At 62.3% G+C, this 16,744-nt stretch carries 14 protein-coding genes; 10 read left to right on the top strand and 4 right to left on the bottom strand.

Annotation, left to right across the window (positions count from 1 at the left end; all coding sequences use genetic code 11):
• Window positions 1–125: 125 nt before the first annotated feature.
• Window positions 126–1,238 (bottom strand): pyridoxal-phosphate-dependent aminotransferase family protein, encoded by a 1,113-nt coding sequence (locus PZL22_RS25060; protein WP_127621587.1) that lies wholly within the window; start codon window positions 1,236–1,238, stop codon window positions 126–128.
• A 327-nt stretch (window positions 1,239–1,565) separates the two neighbouring features.
• On the opposite strand from PZL22_RS25060, the gene PZL22_RS25055 reads away from it, so the two are divergent.
• Entirely contained in the window at window positions 1,566–1,799 is a 234-nt protein-coding gene (locus tag PZL22_RS25055) for a hypothetical protein (protein ID WP_013845530.1), read from the top strand.
• Between the two features lie 335 nt (window positions 1,800–2,134).
• On the opposite strand, the gene PZL22_RS25050 is transcribed toward PZL22_RS25055, so the two are convergent.
• On the bottom strand, window positions 2,135–3,058 hold the full coding sequence (locus PZL22_RS25050; RefSeq protein WP_014531490.1) for a LysR family transcriptional regulator: 924 nt from the start codon (window positions 3,056–3,058) through the stop codon (window positions 2,135–2,137).
• Between the two features lie 159 nt (window positions 3,059–3,217).
• On the opposite strand from PZL22_RS25050, the gene PZL22_RS25045 reads away from it, so the two are divergent.
• The 5 genes from PZL22_RS25045 to PZL22_RS25025 all read left to right on the top strand — a co-directional run bounded on the left by PZL22_RS25045 (window position 3,218) and on the right by PZL22_RS25025 (window position 8,155).
• Window positions 3,218–3,664 carry a (2Fe-2S)-binding protein gene (locus PZL22_RS25045; RefSeq protein WP_015242186.1) on the top strand — a complete coding sequence of 149 codons (447 nt, stop codon included), beginning with the start codon at window positions 3,218–3,220 and terminating at the stop codon, window positions 3,662–3,664.
• Between the two features lie 14 nt (window positions 3,665–3,678).
• Window positions 3,679–5,922 (top strand): xanthine dehydrogenase family protein molybdopterin-binding subunit, encoded by a 2,244-nt coding sequence (locus tag PZL22_RS25040; RefSeq protein WP_127621588.1) that lies wholly within the window; start codon window positions 3,679–3,681, stop codon window positions 5,920–5,922.
• Window positions 5,919–6,287 (top strand): c-type cytochrome, encoded by a 369-nt coding sequence (locus PZL22_RS25035; RefSeq protein WP_088896091.1) that lies wholly within the window; start codon window positions 5,919–5,921, stop codon window positions 6,285–6,287. Before PZL22_RS25040 ends, PZL22_RS25035 begins: the two co-directional genes overlap by 4 nt.
• Window positions 6,288–6,515: 228 nt before the next feature.
• On the top strand, window positions 6,516–7,706 hold the full coding sequence (locus PZL22_RS25030; protein ID WP_127525438.1) for an MFS transporter: 1,191 nt from the start codon (window positions 6,516–6,518) through the stop codon (window positions 7,704–7,706).
• Window positions 7,703–8,155 (top strand): cyclophilin-like fold protein, encoded by a 453-nt coding sequence (locus PZL22_RS25025; protein WP_234704508.1) that lies wholly within the window; start codon window positions 7,703–7,705, stop codon window positions 8,153–8,155. The genes PZL22_RS25030 and PZL22_RS25025 overlap by 4 nt, the downstream gene beginning before the upstream one ends.
• A gap of 60 nt (window positions 8,156–8,215) precedes the next feature.
• On the opposite strand, the gene PZL22_RS25020 is transcribed toward PZL22_RS25025, so the two are convergent.
• Together PZL22_RS25020 and PZL22_RS25015 are read right to left on the bottom strand one after the other, a co-directional pair.
• The gene (locus PZL22_RS25020) at window positions 8,216–10,636 is read right to left on the bottom strand and encodes a GcvT family protein (protein WP_127526921.1); all 2,421 of its coding nucleotides are present in this window, start codon (window positions 10,634–10,636) and stop codon (window positions 8,216–8,218) included.
• Window positions 10,637–10,871: 235 nt separating this feature from the next.
• Complete coding sequence (locus tag PZL22_RS25015; RefSeq protein ID WP_127525436.1) at window positions 10,872–11,759, bottom strand: LysR substrate-binding domain-containing protein; 888 nt, start codon at window positions 11,757–11,759, stop codon at window positions 10,872–10,874.
• A gap of 225 nt (window positions 11,760–11,984) precedes the next feature.
• On the opposite strand from PZL22_RS25015, the gene PZL22_RS25010 reads away from it, so the two are divergent.
• The 4 genes from PZL22_RS25010 to PZL22_RS24995 all read left to right on the top strand — a co-directional run bounded on the left by PZL22_RS25010 (window position 11,985) and on the right by PZL22_RS24995 (window position 16,596).
• Window positions 11,985–13,520, top strand: coding sequence for a trimethylamine methyltransferase family protein (locus PZL22_RS25010; RefSeq protein WP_127525435.1), 1,536 nt, complete (start codon window positions 11,985–11,987; stop codon window positions 13,518–13,520).
• A gap of 7 nt (window positions 13,521–13,527) precedes the next feature.
• Entirely contained in the window at window positions 13,528–14,520 is a 993-nt protein-coding gene (locus tag PZL22_RS25005) for a GlxA family transcriptional regulator (RefSeq protein ID WP_014990157.1), read from the top strand.
• A 91-nt stretch (window positions 14,521–14,611) separates the two neighbouring features.
• Entirely contained in the window at window positions 14,612–15,916 is a 1,305-nt protein-coding gene (locus tag PZL22_RS25000; RefSeq protein ID WP_013845525.1) for a M24 family metallopeptidase, read from the top strand.
• Entirely contained in the window at window positions 15,916–16,596 is a 681-nt protein-coding gene (locus PZL22_RS24995) for an isochorismatase family protein (RefSeq protein ID WP_010967772.1), read from the top strand. The genes PZL22_RS25000 and PZL22_RS24995 overlap by 1 nt, the downstream gene beginning before the upstream one ends.
• Window positions 16,597–16,744: the final 148 nt, after the last annotated feature.

Genomic DNA, 16,744 nt, shown 5'->3' with positions numbered 1-16,744 from the left:
GTGGAGCGGCAACTCCGCCTGAGGAGGCGGGAACCTCTCACAGCGCATGCACGCTATCGCCGCCGCCCACGGAGCGGAACCCTCCCGATTGCGCCAATGACAGTTCCTGCGTGGGCCGGTACGCCCTACGGCAGAACTGCCGCGATCGCTTCGGCCAAGCGATCGACATTCTCGATCCGACAAGTCTCGCCCATCAGTCCGATGCGCCAGATGCGCCCGGCGAGCGGCCCGAGTCCTCCGCCGATCTCGATCCCGAATTCGTCAAGCAGCCGTCTTCGCTCGGGCACGTCCTTCACGCCTTCCGGGAGCCAAACCGTATTCAGCTGCGGCAGTCGGTGCTCCTTGTCGACGACGAAGGCGATGCCCAGCCCTTGTAACCGTTCGACCAGCCGGTCATGGGCGGCGCGGTGACGCGCCCAGGCAGTCTCCAAGCCTTCGCCCAGCAGGCGGGAAAGGCTTTCGTGCAGGCCGTAAAGCGCATTGACCGGCGCGGTGTGGTGATAGGATCTGGCACCCTCCCCCTCCCAGTACCCAAGCATAAGACCGAGATCGAGGAACCAGCTCTGGATTGGCGTCTTGCGCGCCTTAACTGCCGAGACGGCGCGATCGGAAAAGGTGATCGGCGCAAGGCCTGGCGGCGCGGACAGACATTTCTGCGTACCGGCATAGACGGCGTCCGCCTGCCATTCGTCAACCGACACCGGAATCCCGCCAAGGCCCGTAACGGTATCCACGACCGACAGCAACCCCGCTTCGCGCGCGAGGGCACAGAGGGAGGCCGCATCCGATCGCACTCCGGTCGAAGTCTCCGCGTGCACGAAAGCGAGCAGCTTGGCCTGCGGTGCCTCCAGAATCGACGTGCGAACCGCCTCGGGGTCAACAGGCTTGCCCCACTCGACGGAAACCAGCCGTACCTCCGCGCCCGCGCGCCGGGCAATTTCGGCCATGCGTCCACCGAACACGCCGTTTTGCGCGATAATGGCGGTGTCGCCTGGCTCGAGCAGCGTCACCAACGCCATCTCCATGGCGAGCGAGGCCGGGGCCGATAGGGGGAAAGTCACACGGTTATCTGTTCGGAAAGCGAGGCGGAGTTGATCCTTGATGCGGTCCATCAATCCGACGAAGCTGGGGTCGAGATGGCCGATCGTCGGTCGTGCCTGTGCCGCGAGCACTTCCGGCGAGACGTTGGAGGGACCGGGGCCCATCAGCAGGCGGGGCGGAGGGGAAAAAGCATTCATCAGAGCATTCCTCTGCCGGCGGTCCCGGCGTGTTTGTTGCCGGGAGAAAGATGCAAGCAGATGCGGCGGTAAGTAAAGTTTAGTTTATTTAGAAGTTCGATAAGAAAATTTTACCCAACAGCCTTTGCAGGTGCGCCTTTTGGAGCCGTTTTTCAGGCGAGATCGGCGCATCGGCCACCAGGTTCCAGCCGCTGCCGCAGATCCCGAGCCGGGGTGACCAAGTCGGGCAACACCCAAGGCCAAGGAAAATGGTAAGGAAGCGTCGCCCGCTGGTTTCTGCTAAGCTCTTAAACGTGTGAACTTTGACTAGCAAAGGCGGGGCTTCCAATGAGCGATCCAAAACCCGAAAGGCTCCACCTTACCTTGGCTGAGCTAATCAGCGAACAAATTGAGCAACGGCATGCAACCGAGCTGCGAGCCGTGCTGTCAACCGGAAACGAAATCACCATGCATGGAAGGTTCACAGTCGGCAGCGACTTTATAATCTACAGAACTGCCAAGGATAATAGCGGCAAATGGGCGATGACTCCCTTTGCTCATATCGTACAGCTGGCAATCTGATTTCAGATCCGGGGTCATGCCTGAGGGCATCATCCGCCACGAAGACAAGGCCACCGGTCGGCTTTGTAACCGACTGCGACAGCGCGTGCCATGCCGGGCGCAGTTTTCGGCACGCGGGAGAGACGCTCTCTTCCGATATTGTGCATTCTGCAAATCTTTGCGTGCAGACGACCGCGAACACGTAGCACGGATGGACACCTGCGGCGGCGACGAACACGGAACGCAGATCGTCCGCGCTGCCCAGTTCAACTTCGACGCGCCGTCGACGTGGCTGGCAATCCACATCTTGCCCTCGCTGCCATCGTCCCGCGGCTCGTCCGCGTGCGGCCTATGTCTTAAGCATCTCGCGTTCCCTCGGAATCTGGTGTGCCGTGGTGTCGCAGGGCGTCCACGATCACCTTGAATGCGGGTGAGTTGTGGTGTCGGCTAGGGTAGTAAATGTAGTACCCGGCAAATGGAGGCGACCAGGGCTCGAGCAGCGCTACCAGGCGTCCTGCCGCAATGTGCCCCGCGACGAGATCTTCCGGCAGATAGGCTATGCCGTGACCTTTCATGGCGGCATCGACCATGGGGTATGAGCTATTGAAGGTGAGTTGTCCGTCGACCCTGACGCGGAGCTCTTGCCCGTTCTTCTCGAACTCCCATACATAATGCCCGCCGCCTGTTGCCTGGCGCGAGTTGATGCAATTGTGCTGGATCAGTTCCTGTGGATGCTCTGGCAGCGGACGATCTGCCAGGTAGTCGGGCGAAGCCACTGCCAGAAGCCGCCAGTCCGGTCCGATACGGACCGCGATCATGTCCTTTTCGACGCTCTCGCCGAGGCGAATGCCTGCGTCGAAACCATCTTCCACGATGTTCCTGAAGCCGTTGTCCCTGCTCAACTCGAGCCGAATGTCGGGGTATTCCAGAAGAACCGGCTGTAGTTTCGGCCAGACGAGGCTCTCCAGGGCGTGGTCGGACAAAGTGATTTTGACCGAGCCGGACGGTTTGTCGCGAAACGCCATAAGGGCCGCGATTTCGTCCCTTATAGCCGATATCCGCGGCGCCAGCGAACGAAGCAGGCGCTCGCCAGCTTCCGTCACGGCAACGCTCCGGGTGGTCCTGGTCAGAAGCCTCAGGCCCATCCTCGTTTCGAGGCGCTTGATCGTGTGACTGAGCGTCGATTGGGTTATGCCGAGCTTGGCAGCGGCCCTGGTGAAGCTGCGCTCCTCGGCCACGGCGAGAAACCACAGCAGATCGTTGAAGTCTTCCTTGGGCATACTCTACATCCGCACGCTCGATTTATGGTTCATGTCGATAGATGTAAGAGAACTATGCCCACTAATCCATAGGCTATGCTTTTGCTACCGTCCCAGCTGAAACAGTTTGCTCGCTGTTTCCGCGCCCGTTTTCCCGCAAGCTGCATTGAGGACACCGCCATGGAACTCACCATCAACGGCTCTAGACACCAGGTCGACATCGAGCCGGATACGCCGCTGCTCTGGGTTCTTCGCGATGAACTCGGCATGACCGGAACCAAATATGGTTGCGGCCTCGCCCAGTGCGGCGCCTGCACGGTTCTCGTCGACGGACAGGCGACGCGCTCCTGCGTCACTCCGGTGGAGAGCGTTGCCGGTTCCGAGATCATGACCATCGAGGCCATCACCGAAGATCCAGTGGGCCAGAAAGTAGTCGAGGCATGGGTTTCCAATCAGGTACCTCAATGCGGCTACTGTCAGTCGGGCCAGGTCATGGCCGCGACGGCGCTCATAAAGCAGAGTCCTCGGCCGAGCGACGAGGACATTGCCGGCGCAATGATCAATCTGTGTCGCTGTGGCACCTATAACGCCATTGCGGCTGCCGTCCGGCAGGCCGCTGAGGCTTGATCGGGAGCGACACCATGAACGACATGACACCGGTTACCTCTGAAATCACTGCCAGCGAGATCGGCAAGCCCTTCAAGCTTTCTCGGCGCGGCTTTCTCGGCGCCTCGCTCGGCGCCCTCGTCCTCGGCGTCACTCTTCCGGCCGGCCGGGCCAGAGCACAGGCAGCCGCTACGACCATAACGCCCGGCACCCGGATTTCCGCTTTTCTGGAGATCCTGCCCGACGAGACCGTCCTGTTCCGCAGTGCTTTCATCGAGGGAGGGCAGGGCATATTCACCGCCATGGCGCAAATCGTCGGTGAGGAACTGGACGTCGATCCGATGCAGTTCGTCGTCGAAGGCGCGCCTCCGGGTCCCGATTATCTGCTGACCGGCGGCGGGCGGTTCACCGGCGGCAGCATGTCCGTGCGCATGAGCTACGACGCCATGCGCAAGCTCGGCGCTTCCGCGCGCCACATGCTCATTCAAGCCGCTGCGGTACGGCTGCGCGTGCCGGTATCGGAGCTGTCCACGGAGCCCGGCCGCGTCGTGCACGGCGCTTCGGGGCGGACCCTTCAATACGGTGAGATCGCGGATGCGGCAGCGGGCTTGCCGCTCCCCACCAATGTCGTGCTGCGCGATCGCGCAGACTTCCGCTGGATCGGCAAGCCGGTCGCGCGGCTCGATGTGCGCGACAAGTCGACGGGCAAGGCTCGGTACGCAATCGATCTGAAAGTCGACGGAATGCTGCATGCCGCGGTCCAGCACAGCCCGCGTCTCGGTGGCGAGCCCGGTGCTTTGCAGAATGAAGCGGACGTGCGCGGCATGCCCGGCGTCCATTCCATTCACAGCCTGCCCGGCACCGTCGCCGTGGTCGCCGATAGCTGGTGGCGCGCACGCATGGCAGCCGAAGCCCTGCAGGTGACCTGGACGGAGCCGACTCGCGGAACGGCCCACGTCATGCCGGCGGATTTTTCCACCGAGGCGCACATGGCGATGCTGAAGGCGACGCCGGGGGAGGGCGTCGCCTACGAGACCGTCGGGAATGCTGCAACAGCGCTCGGTGATGCTGCGCGGGTGGTCGAGGCGACTTATGACGCGCCATATCTGGTGCATGGGCAACTCGAGCCGCCATCCGCGCTTGCGCGCTGGAACGACGACGGCTCGCTCGACCTCTGGGTTCCCAATCAGGCACCGGAGATGTTTCAGGCAGAGGCCGCGAAGGTAGCCGGCATCGCGCCGGAGAAGGTCACCATCCACTCGCCGATGCTCGGCGGCTTCTTCGGGAGGCATTTCCTCTATCGAACGGCCAATCCGTTCCCACAGGCGATCCTGCTTGCAAAGGCTGTCGCTCGGCCGGTCAAACTCATCTGGAGCCGCGAGGAGGAGTTCCTGCGAGACACCCTGAGGCCGATGGGCGCCGTTCGTTTCCGCGCCGGGCTCGACGCCGAAGGATTGCCGGTGGCACTGGAGGCGGTGGCGGTGGGCGAAGGTCCGACGGGCCGCTGGTTCGGCCGCGAGCCGGACAAGGTCGATAGTTCTTCCGTCGAGGGCATTGCGGGCAAAGTCTATTCGATCCCCAACCGGCATGTCGGCCAGGTTCATGTGGACGACCCCGCGATCATCGGCTTCTGGCGGTCCGTCGGTCACTCGATGAACGACTTCTTCTACGAGACGTTCCTCGACGAGATGGCCGATGCGGGTCAGCAGGATCCTTACGAATTGCGGCGGCGTCTCCTCGCGGACAGCCCACGGCACAGAACCCTGCTCGAAGCCGTGGCCGAGCTCTCCGGCGGTTGGCGGCGAGGACCGTTCATCGCGGACGACGGCACGCGCCGCGCCCGGGGCGTGGCCATGGCCTCACCCTTCGGCAGCGAGGTGGCGACGATTGCCGAAGTGTCGTTGCGGAGCGGCGAGGTCGTCGTGCACGACGTCTGGGTGGCTATCGATCCGGGCAGTATCGTCAATCCGGCGATTATCGAGGCACAGGTGAACTCGGCCGTCGCGCTCGGGCTTTCCTCGGCTTTGCTGGAAGAGGTCGTCTATGTCGACGGCATGCCGCAGGCCCGCAACTACGATGGCTACCCGATTTTGACGCCGGATCGCATGCCGCGGGTTCATGTGCGGATCGTAGAAAGCGGCGCTCCCATGGGCGGCATTGGCGAGCCCGGTTTGCCCGGGGTGCCTCCGGCAATCGCAAACGCCGTTTCCGTTCTGGCAGGCCGGCGCGTTCGAAGCCTGCCGCTGTCCAAACACGATTTCAAAGGAGTCGACGGTTGAACAAGGTCGTCATTGCTGCGCTCGTTTCTCTTGCTGTTTCAGGCCACGCCACGCCGGCTCTGTCTCAGGAGGTTGCACCAGGTCAGAAGCTGTTTCAGCAACGCTGTGGTGCGTGCCATCAGCTCGAGACACCCCGAAACGGCGTCGGACCGCATCTGGTGGGTGTCGTCGGCCGAACGGCCGGCAGCGTTGACGGCTTCAGGTATTCCGCGGCGCTTAAAGGTTCCGCAATCGCATGGACCGCCGAAACGCTGGAAACCTTCCTGAGCAATCCCGCCGCGATGGTTCGCGGAACGCGCATGGCCCAGCGTTTCAACAACGCCGACGAGCGTCGAGCGATCATCGCGTTCCTTGGGGCGCAATAGTCCTTCCGTCCGTGCTCTTTGCTCGGCGGCGTTGGCTTCGGTCGGCGCCGCCGCTTCGTTACAGGCGAGACTGGGAGTGAATGCCGGGAGCTTTCACCGCATTCGGTCACTTATGCACCCTGTCGATAAATGAAATAGAATTATAGCGGCTAATGCCATCGATACCCGGCTGCTACATTCCGCCGTGGAGGAACTTGCGACAGGCTTCGGCCAATAAGGAACAGACATATGACGAATCCAACATTCGGCGAGACAATCGTCAAAACCGCCGCGGCCTGGGGCGCAGTGGCGTCCATGGCGCTGTGCGTGGCAGTGCTGATCGCTTCGGAATTCATGCCGGTCAGCCTCCTGACGCCGATCGCCCGTGATCTTGGTATGAGCGAGGGCGAGGCCGGACAGGCGATTTCGATCTCCGGTCTGTTCGCCGTGTTGACCAGTCTCTTCATTGCGGGGTTCACGCGGAAGATCGACCGCAAGTTCGTCCTGTCCTCGTTCTCGCTCATGCTGATCGTCTCGGGGCTCGTCGTATCCTTCGCCCCCAATTACACGGCTCTGATGGTCGGTCGGGCTCTGCTCGGCGTTGCCATCGGCGGATTCTGGTCGATGTCCACCGCGGTCGTCATGCGCCTCCTGCCGGAGAGTGCGGTGCCGGAGGGCCTTGCGATGCTGAATGCCGGCAATGCTATCGCTGCCACGATCTCCGCTCCGCTCGGCAGCTTTCTGGGGGATTACATCGGGTGGCGGGGCGCGTTCTTCTTCGTGGTTCCGCTCGCGCTCATTGCGCTGATCGGGCAATGGACGAACATGCCGTCCCTGCCGCCGCGAAACCGCCGGGCAACCGGGAACGTTTTCCGGCTTTTGGCACGCCGACAGGTCGCTCTCGGCATGACGGCGATCCTGTTGCTGTTCATGGGACAGTTTGCTCTGTTCACCTATCTGCGGCCGTTCCTCGAGTCCGCCGCCGGCTTTTCCGTCTCCGGCTTGTCACTGGTTCTTTTGTTGATGGGCCTGGCCGGCGTAGCGGGTACGTGGTGCATTAGCCGATTGCTCGTTACGCGCCTCTATTCGATCGTGATCGCCATTCCCCTGGTGATGGCGGCCATCGCCCTCACGCTGATCGCCGTTGGGTCCATCAAGTTGCCTGTCGCGGCCTTGTTGATCGCCTGGGGCTTTTTCGGGACTGCGGCGCCGGTCGGCTGGGGGACCTGGCTGAGCCGGGTTCTGCACGACGATGCGGAGGCGGGGGGTGGCCTTCAGGTTGCGGTCATCCAGTTTGCCATCACGATCGGGGCGGCAGCCGGAGGTCTTCTGTTCGATTGGGCCGGATGGTGGAGTTCGTTCGCCTTCGCCGCCGCACTGTTGCTGGGCTCGTCGGTTGCCGCCTGGGCCGCCTCGTTCGAATGGGAGCATTCAAAATGAAACGGCGATCCCCCTCGATCACGCGGCGGGTCTTGATCGGCGGCGCCATCACCGGGGCCGTACTGCCGCGCCTGGTATGGGCTCAAAAGGAGACTAACATGAAGATGCGCATTGCCTTTGCCGATCACGTGTTCACGGCTACGCTCTACGACAGCCCCCCGGCGCGCGACCTCTGGTCGATGCTCCCGCTCGACCTGGAGATCGACAATTACGCCAACAATGAGAAGATCGCCTATCTGCCCCGAAAGCTGACGGAGGAAGGCAGCGGTTCGTTCTCCAACGAAGCTCCGGGCGACCTCTGCTACTATGCTCCCTGGGGCAATCTGGCATTCTTCTACGCTGGCTATCGCTACTCGGCCGGTCTGATCCGGCTTGGCCGGCTGGATGGCGGCGTCGAACCTTTGCTCACACGCGGAAAGTTTCCACTCCGCATCGAACGACTGTCCTGAAGATCATGCTCGCACCTGTTCTACCGTGCCGCCTGTAGAGGGACGGCACGCATCTGTCCGTCACATTCGAAGCCTTTCGCCTGCGGGGTCGAAGGGCGGCCGTTCCAGGATGACTGCGTCATGGGCGCGGCCGAGGATCGCAACACTCACCTTGTTACCCGGTTTCGCCATTTCAGCCTTGATGTAGCAGAGCGCTAGCGACATGCCGACCGTATAGCCGTAGGCGCCGGATGAAACCTGGCCGATCGGGGTGCCGTCCCGGAGAAAGATCGGCTCGCCGCCGGTGGCGTCCGCATCCGTGGCGTCGATCGATATCATGACGAGCTTCTGCCTCGGAAGCTTCCCTGCGATTTCCTGGTAAGGGGCCTTGTTCAGGAACGCGTCCTTGTCGAGCTTGATCAGCCGGTCGAGAGCGCATTCCTGCGGCCAGTATTCCGGCGAATACTCGCGGCTCCAGCTGCCATAGCCCTTTTCGATGCGCAGCGAGGCGAGTGCGCGTGAGCCGACCGGACCCGCGCCGAGATCCGCGCCGGCTTCCAGCAAGGCGTCGTAGAGCGCGACCTGCCTTTCGGCGTCGCAGTAGAGTTCCCAGCCGAGATCGCCGGTGAACGAGACGCGCAGCGCGATGACCTCGACGCCAGCGACGCGCATCCTGCGCGACCGCATGAAGGAGAAGTTCTCGTTGGAAAGGTCGTCATTCGTCAGGCGCATCAGCAATTCGCGCGATTTCGGCCCGGCGATGTTGAAGGCGCAAAGGCGCTCCGTGAGCGAGGTGAAGGTCGTGTCGTCGGGAAGCGGAACCGCATTGAAGAAGCGCTGATGGTAGCGTTCCGCCATGCCTGAGCCGAAGATCATGAACTCGTCGTCGCCGAGCTTCGTCACCGTGAAATCCCCGGCGATGCCGCCCCGCTTGCCGATGAGAGGCGTCAGGCACGAGCGGCCGACCCCAGTAGGCATGCGGTTGGCAAAAAGCGCGTTCAGCCAGTCGGAGGCACCCGCTCCCTTCACTGCGTATTTCGCAAAGTTCGAGATGTCGATAATGCCGGCGCTTTCGCGCAGCATGCGGGCCTCGCGGCCGACGGGCGCCCACCAGTTCTGGCGGGTAAACCCGATCGTCTCTTCCTTCGGCTCGCCCTCGGCGGAAAACCAGAGCGGATGCTCCCAGCCGAAATTCAGGCCGAAGACGGCGCCCATCGCCTTCTGTTTCTCATAAGCCGGCCGGGTGCGAACGGGTCGTCCGGCTGCCCGCTCCTCATTGGGAAAGTGGATCTTGAAACGGTGGCTGTACTGGTCCTGGACGCGCGCCTTGGTGAAGGCCTTGTTCGCCCAGTGACCGAAGCGCGCCATGTCCCAGCCGAACATGTCGAGCGACGGCTCGCCCTCGATCATCCATTCCGCTGCAAGCTTGCCCATCCCGCCCGACTGCGAGAATCCGGGGATGATGCCGTTGCAGCAGAAGTAATTCGTCATTTCCGGTACCGGACCGAAGAGGACCGCGCTATCTGGCGACCAGATCATCGGCCCGTTGATGACGCGCTTGATGCCCGCCGTTCCGACCACCGGCACGCGATCGATCGCGCGCATCATATTTTCCTCGATGCGTTCGAGGTCGTCGGGGAAGAGTTCGTGACCGAAACCGAGCGGCGTGCCGTCCTCGGCCCAGAAGCGCATGTCGCGCTCATAGGCGCCGATCAGGAGGCCCAGGCCCTCCTGCCGCAGGTAATACTCGCCGTCGCGATCAGCGACGGAGGGAAGCCGCCGGTCAAGGGCGGCGATCTCCGCTATGGTCTCGGTGACGAAATACTGGTGTTCCGTCGGCATCAGCGGAAGTTCGAGGCCCGCCATGGCGGCGACTTCACGGCCCCACAATCCTGCGGCGTTGACCACCCACCGGGTGCGTATGTCGCCTTTCGGGGTGCGCACGATCCAGCTGCCGTCCGCTTGCGCCTCTGTACCGGTGACGGGCGTGAAGCGGTGTATTTCGGCGCCGCGCCTGCGCGCGCCTGCGGCATAGGCCATCGTCACACCGGAGGGGTCGACATTGCCGCCCTCCGGCTCGTACATGATGCACCGGATGCCGTCGAAGTTGACGAGCGGATGCAGCCGCTCGGCTTCGTCACGGCCGATCTCGTAGAAGTTCATCTTGTAGCGGCGCGCCTTGGCCTCCTGGAGCCGGAGCTGGTGCTCGCGCGCCTCGGTCTGAGCAAGATAGAGCGATCCCGGCTGGAAGATGCCGCATCCTTGTCCGGTCTCGACCTCCAGCTCCTTGTAGAGCGCCATCGTATAATGCTGAAGCAGGCTGATATTGGTGGAGTCGTGCAGGCCGTGGATGTTGGCGGCCGCATGCCAGGTCGACCCTGATGTCAGTTCGCTCCGCTCGAGAAGCACGACGTCGGACCAGCCGAGCTTGGTGAGATGGTAGAGAATGGAGCAGCCGATGAGACCGCCGCCGATGACGACCGCTTGAGCGTGGGAGCGCATGGAAATCCAGCCTTGAAACGATGACCTCTGCCGCCGGCGGATCTCTGCCGGCGCGGCTCCAGTTTAGGGACGCGGCGTTTTTTGCAAAGCTGCGTAAAGCGGGAAATCGGGCCCTTTTGTCATCGGATGGACAAATAAAACGAGGTCATTGATCTCGCAATTTTCGTTTGTTGCGCGGCAAGTTCCGGCTAGTTTGAAATCGGCCCTTTCCGGCATCGAGCCAACGGGTCACCGGTCAGCCGATCACCTTCTGAGCCTCGGCGATGATCCAGTCGCGCACCTTCGAGACGGTCGTTCCTTTCGACGCCTGTCCTTCGGCGAGGTAGTAGTTCCACGCGCTCCTGGTGCGGATCTGAAACGGCTCGACGAGCAGGCCGCGATCCACATAGGTCCGCGCGAGCGACTGGGTGGTCACGATGCAGCCGGCGCCGCTCGCCGCCATTTCCAGCGCGATATTGGTGGAATTGGTGGAAAGCCGCTTGTCGTTTGCGGATGCATCTATGCCGAGCGCATCGGCCATTTCCTGCCAGAACTCCTGCCGCCCGTGCACGGCGATCCAATTCGATTTAAGAACGTCGGCCGGCGTCCTGACCGCATTCTGGCCGTGGACGAGCTTGGGCGCGCATAGAAGCACAAGCCGGTCGTTCCACAATTGCATGCCGCTTGCCGGCATGTTGTCGAATCGGCGGATCGAAATCAGGATGTCGGCGATTTGCTCGGTCGAATCCTCCCAGATCGTACCGTGCAGAAGGATTTCCACGTCGGGATGTTTCCTGCTGAACCCGGCCACGCACCTTGCCAGCCAGTTTTCGGCAAGGCTCGTCGGGCAGGAGATGACGACGGTTTTGTTGCGTGCCGACGCAAGAACCGCTTCCGTAGCGAAATCGATCTGGTTCAGAGCCTGGCGCAGGGTGGGAAGAAAGGCCTCGCCCATCTCGGTCAGCTTGAGGCTGCGCGGATAGCGGATGAAGAGCTGGCGCCCGAGATATTGCTCGAGCGCCCGCACATGATTGCTGATGGCGGCCTGCGTATAGCCCAGTTCGCTGGCCGCCTCGGTGAAGCTGAGATGCCGGGCAGAGCACTCGAAGGAGCGGATGTAGTTCAATGGCGGCGGCGGCTTCATCTGAAGTTCCCTTTTGTGCGACGCTAGCCTGCCCGCTCCGGCACTCGCAAGACGCAAGCGTGCAATGACATGGTTTTTTTTGGGCATTGCCGCCGAACTTATCATGTGAAGACCGGTGCATCATTGGCCATAGTTTCGGTGAGCGGAACAGAAAAAAGCACAAGTATTCGGAGCAGGCCTTCTGTGGCCTAGCTGCGCGGATCAGGGGATGAAAGGCAGTTCTCGATGAGCGGCAGACGCGGCGGCGGAAGACGATCGCGAGCAATCCGGGGCGGCGATGGTATCTCGCAGCTGCCATGGCAGGAGGTCGTCAACACCTATGCCCCGATGCAGCTTCTCGACGAGGAGCGTATTGAGGCCCTTCACCGCAATTCGATGCGCATCCTTTCCGAAATCGGCATTCGCGTCATGAGCGAAAAGGCGATGGCGCTGTTCGAGAAGGCGGGCGCAATCGTCGACCGCGAGAACCTGATGATCCGCATCGACGAATCCATCGTCGAGGCGGCGCTCGCCACGACGCCGTCTTCCTTCACGCTGACCAGCCGCAATCCGGAAAAACGGCTGACGATCGGCGGCAACACGATCGCCTTCGGGCTCGTGGCAGGTCCGCCGAACGTGCACGACCGGGTCAACGGCCGGCGGCAAGGCAATCTCGCCGATTACCAGAACTTCACGCGTCTGGCCCACCACTTCAACGCTATCCACATTCTCGGGAACCAGGTCTGCGCGCCGATGGAGCTGCCGGCCAATTCCCGGCACCTCGATACCTACATGGCGAATCTTACGCTCAGCGATCTTTGCTTCCACTGCACCGCCATCGGGCGGGGGCGGGCCGTGGACGGCATCAACATGATGGCGATCGCGCGCGGCATCAGCGTCGAGGAGATGAGCCAATCCCCCGGCGTCATCACGATCATCTCGGTGAACTCGCCGCGGCTTTTCGACGACGCGATGGCGGACGGACTGATCGCCATGGCCGAGCACGGGCAGCCGGTGACCATCACGCCCTTCACGCTGATGGGCGCCATGACGCCGGTGACGCTTGCGGCAGCACTCTGCCAGCAGAATGCCGAGGCGCTGTTCGGCGTCACGCTTGCGCAGCTGGTCAATCCGGGTACGCCGGTCATGTATGGTGCATTCACGTCCAATGTGGACATGCGCTCCGGCGCCCCCGCCTTCGGCACGCCGGAGAACGCCAAGGCCAACATTATCGCGGGCCAGCTCGCGCGGCGCTACAAGCTTCCCTATCGCACGTCGAACGCAAATGCCTCTAACGCCGTCGACCTTCAGGCAGCCTACGAGACGGAAATGGCGACTTGGGGTGCGGTGCTCGGGGGTGCCAACCTCATCTATCACGCGGCGGGATGGCTCGAAGGCGGCCTCACGGCCTCCTATGAGAAGCTCGTGCTCGATGTGGAGATCCTGCAGAACATGATGGGCTTCCTCGAGCCCATGCCCTTCTCCGAGGACGATCTCGGCTTCGACGCTATCAGATCCGTACCGGCGGGCGGGCACTTCTTCGGTTCCGAACACACGATGGCACGATACGAGACGGCCTTCTATCAGCCGATGCTGTCCAACTGGCAGAATTACGGCAGCTGGCAGGAAGCCGGCGGGCGCGACGCGCTGGAGCGCGCGACCGACATCTGGCAGCAGGCCCTGCGAGAATATGAGGAGCCGGTACTCGACCCGGCGATCCGGGAAGAGCTCGATGCCTACACGATCAAGCGGCGCGCGGAGATCGGGGCGGGCGAACCTTGAGGGGCAGATGAGGGATACGCAGGAAATCCGCTTTGCGGTATTGATGTTTCCGAACTTTCCGTTGATGGCTTTCAGTTCGGTCATCGAGCCGCTGCGCGCAGCCAACACGTTGTCCGGCAGGCGCTGCTATTCCTGGCTCACGGTCGCTGCCGGCGAGAAGATCAGCGCGTCGAATGGCATCGGTATCGAGCCGGACTTTCATGTGCGCAACGCACCAGAGGTCGATCGGATTGTCGTGTGTTCGGGCGGTGACGCAGAGCATCTCGTCGCGGACGAGGAGATGGCGTGGATCCGCAAGAATCTCCGCGCCGGGGCGCAACTTGGTGCGGTGGCCGATGCTGCCTTCTTCCTGGCGCGCAAAGGGCTGCTCGACGGCCACTCCTGCACGCTCCACTGGACCAGCCAGCCGGCCTTCAAGGAAGCGTTCCCGCATCTCGACATGCGCTCGGACCTCTATGTGATCGACCGCCGCCGCTTCACCTCCGTCGGCGGCATCGGCAGCCTCGACATGATGCTGGACATGATCGGACGGGACTATGGCGCCGAGCTCGCCGACGGCGTCGCCGGCTGGTTCATGCACAGCCCGCTGCGGCCGGACGCCGATCGCCGGAAGCTGACCTTGCGTATCCGGAGCGGCATCGCCGACGACCTGGTCCTTTCCGCGGTGGCGATGATGGAGGACGCCATCGAGGACGTTTTGCGGATCGAGGACCTGGCAAGCCGGCTGAATGTCTCATCCGATAAGCTCGAACGCGCCTTCAAGGCCGAACTTGGCGTGTCGCCCAACAGCTACTATCGCAATCTGCGGCTCGGTCATGCGGCAGACATGCTGACGCATTCAAACCTCAAGGTGAATGAAGTCGCCGTCGCGTGCGGTTTCGTAAATGCCGCAAACTTCTCCCGCGCCTTCAAAGAGCAGTTCGGATATGTCCCGCACAGCGTTCGCCGCCGCGTCTCGCGAGCGGGCGAGGCGCCCCGCGCGGTCGCGGGGCTGAAATAATGAAGCCGCGCGGATTCTGGCATAGATCCTGCGGAATCGGCGCAAATGCGCGCTCCGACTCTTCTCCATCCTGCTGGAAAAGGAGAATGTCATGAGCATTGTTGTATTCGATCCCGACAGCGTGGATGACGTGGACTTCAAGGACCGGATGCGCCATCCGGAGACAGCCGATCCGGCCGGCGGCATGTGGCTTTCGGACACGGAACCGTCCTTTATCGACGCCGACGCCCTGCGCAACGGGCGTTTGAAGAAGCTTCGCGACTGGATGCGCGCTGCCGGTTACGGCGCGGTGGTCCTTTTCGACCCCTATAACCAACGCTACGCGACGGGCTCCCGAAACATGTTCGGGTATTTCCTGCGTAACTCCACCCGCTATTTCTTCATCCCCACTGAAGGTCCGGTCGTCCTCTTCGAATATCCGCAGAGCTATCACGTCTCGATGGTCCTCGACACGATAGACGAGGCTCGCCCCTCCAAACTTGTATGGTCCTCCGTCTCCGGTAAGGACGACGAGACCGCCGGGCCGTTCGCGGACGAGATTACCGATTTGCTCAAGCAGCATGGCGGCGGGTCGATGAAGCTCGGAATGGACCGCTGCAGCCATCTGCAGGCACTGGCGCTCGAAAAGCGCGGGTGCGAGGTGAAGGACTGCCAGGGCGAAATTCTCGCCGTCAGGGCCGTAAAGACTCCTGAAGAGATCAAATGCCTACAGGTATCCATGGCCGGCGCCGAAGCTGCCGTGGCCGCCGTGCGCGAAGCGATCAAGCCGGGCGTTTCCGAAAACGAGCTCTTCGCGATCATGTATCATGAAGTGATCCGGCAGGGCGGCGAGTTCATCGAGACCCGGCTGCTGAGTTCCGGCCAGCGAACCAATCCCTGGTTCAACGAGGCAAGCGGCCGCAAGATCAGGCCGGGTGAACTCGTGGCCCTCGATACCGATACGATCGGCTGCTACGGCTACTATTCCGATTTCTCGCGAACCTTCCGCTGCGGTCCCGGCAAGCCGACCCCTTACCAGAAGTCGCTCTACCGGATGGCCTACGACCAGGTTCAGCACAATATCGACATCGTCAAGCCGGGTATGGCCTTCCGCGAGATCGCCGAAAAGGCCTGGAAGATACCAGACCGCTTCGTCGATCAGCGTTACACGTCCGTGATGCACGGCGTCGGCATGCACGGCGAGACGCCATTCATCGCCCATGCGATGGACTACGAGACCTACGGTCGCGATGGACATCTCGTGCCCGGAATGGTCGTGTCGGTCGAAAGCTATATCGGCGAAAAGGGCGGCCGAGAGGGCGTGAAACTCGAAGACGAGATCCTCATTACGGAGAACGGCACGGAGCTCCTGTCGCGCTTTCCCTATGAGGACGAATTCCTGAGCGGGGAGACTTGATGAAGAAACCGTTGCGGATCGACCGTGCGAAAGCCGCCGCCATTTTTATCGATCTCCAGGAGGAGCATCGCCGCGACGAGCGCTATCTCGTCGAAGGTTACGATACGGTGCTCGGCAATGCCGCACGCCTTCAGTCGGCGGCCCGCCGAAGCGGCATCCCCGTCTTTCACTGCGCCTATATCGTCGATCTCGCCGACAATCTTCGCCCGTTCCATCCGATCGGACCGGACGGACGTTCCGCCTTCAGCGACAAGGACGATCCGCTCACGGCGATTTGCCCGGAGGTCGCTCCGCTTCCGTCGGAGCGGCTGCTTGTCAAAAACGAAGCGAGCGCCTTCGGCAAGAGCCCCTTGATCGGCGAATTGCGGGACGCAGGCGTGGAATGGCTGGTGGTCGCCGGCGTCTGGACCGAGGCTTGTGTCGATGCAACGGTCAAGGACGCGATCAACCTTGGCCTGCATGTCCTACTCGTAAAGGATGGCTGCGGCAGCGGCGGCCTTGCGATGCACCAGACCGGCATTCTCAATCTGGCGAACCGCCTCTATGGCGGTGCGGTCGTCGGTACCGAAGCCGCTTGCGCCCTTCTGGAAGGAGATACGGTCGAAGCATGGCGGGTCGAGGGATCGGTGCCCCTGCGCTACACTTTCGAGAATGCCGCTAAACTTTACGGCGAACTCTGACGAGCGTTGATAGGGGCACGCATCAGAGCGGAAGGCCGGGTGTCCCGCCTGCATCCCGCTCTGATTTATTGGAATCGGTCACGCGCATGGTTTCAGGTCGAACCGGCCTGAGACATCGTGATGCAGTTTAGGAGAGGCAGGCGGCAAC

The organism is Ensifer meliloti (genome assembly GCF_030064585.1).
Taxonomy (GTDB): Bacteria; Pseudomonadota; Alphaproteobacteria; order Rhizobiales; family Rhizobiaceae; genus Sinorhizobium; species Sinorhizobium meliloti.
This window is presented reverse-complemented; position numbering and strand designations above follow the sequence as displayed.

Coding starts and splice junctions, on each gene's coding strand:
- PZL22_RS25060 (WP_127621587.1), bottom strand. CDS start 1,238: ATGAATGCTTTTTCCCCTCCGCCCCGCCTGCTGATGGGCCCCGGTCCC.
- PZL22_RS25055 (WP_013845530.1), top strand. CDS start 1,566: ATGAGCGATCCAAAACCCGAAAGGCTCCACCTTACCTTGGCTGAGCTA.
- PZL22_RS25050 (WP_014531490.1), bottom strand. CDS start 3,058: ATGCCCAAGGAAGACTTCAACGATCTGCTGTGGTTTCTCGCCGTGGCC.
- PZL22_RS25045 (WP_015242186.1), top strand. CDS start 3,218: ATGGAACTCACCATCAACGGCTCTAGACACCAGGTCGACATCGAGCCG.
- PZL22_RS25040 (WP_127621588.1), top strand. CDS start 3,679: ATGAACGACATGACACCGGTTACCTCTGAAATCACTGCCAGCGAGATC.
- PZL22_RS25030 (WP_127525438.1), top strand. CDS start 6,516: ATGACGAATCCAACATTCGGCGAGACAATCGTCAAAACCGCCGCGGCC.
- PZL22_RS25025 (WP_234704508.1), top strand. CDS start 7,703: ATGAAACGGCGATCCCCCTCGATCACGCGGCGGGTCTTGATCGGCGGC.
- PZL22_RS25020 (WP_127526921.1), bottom strand. CDS start 10,636: ATGCGCTCCCACGCTCAAGCGGTCGTCATCGGCGGCGGTCTCATCGGC.
- PZL22_RS25015 (WP_127525436.1), bottom strand. CDS start 11,759: ATGAAGCCGCCGCCGCCATTGAACTACATCCGCTCCTTCGAGTGCTCT.
- PZL22_RS25010 (WP_127525435.1), top strand. CDS start 11,985: ATGAGCGGCAGACGCGGCGGCGGAAGACGATCGCGAGCAATCCGGGGC.
- PZL22_RS25005 (WP_014990157.1), top strand. CDS start 13,528: ATGAGGGATACGCAGGAAATCCGCTTTGCGGTATTGATGTTTCCGAAC.
- PZL22_RS25000 (WP_013845525.1), top strand. CDS start 14,612: ATGAGCATTGTTGTATTCGATCCCGACAGCGTGGATGACGTGGACTTC.
- PZL22_RS24995 (WP_010967772.1), top strand. CDS start 15,916: ATGAAGAAACCGTTGCGGATCGACCGTGCGAAAGCCGCCGCCATTTTT.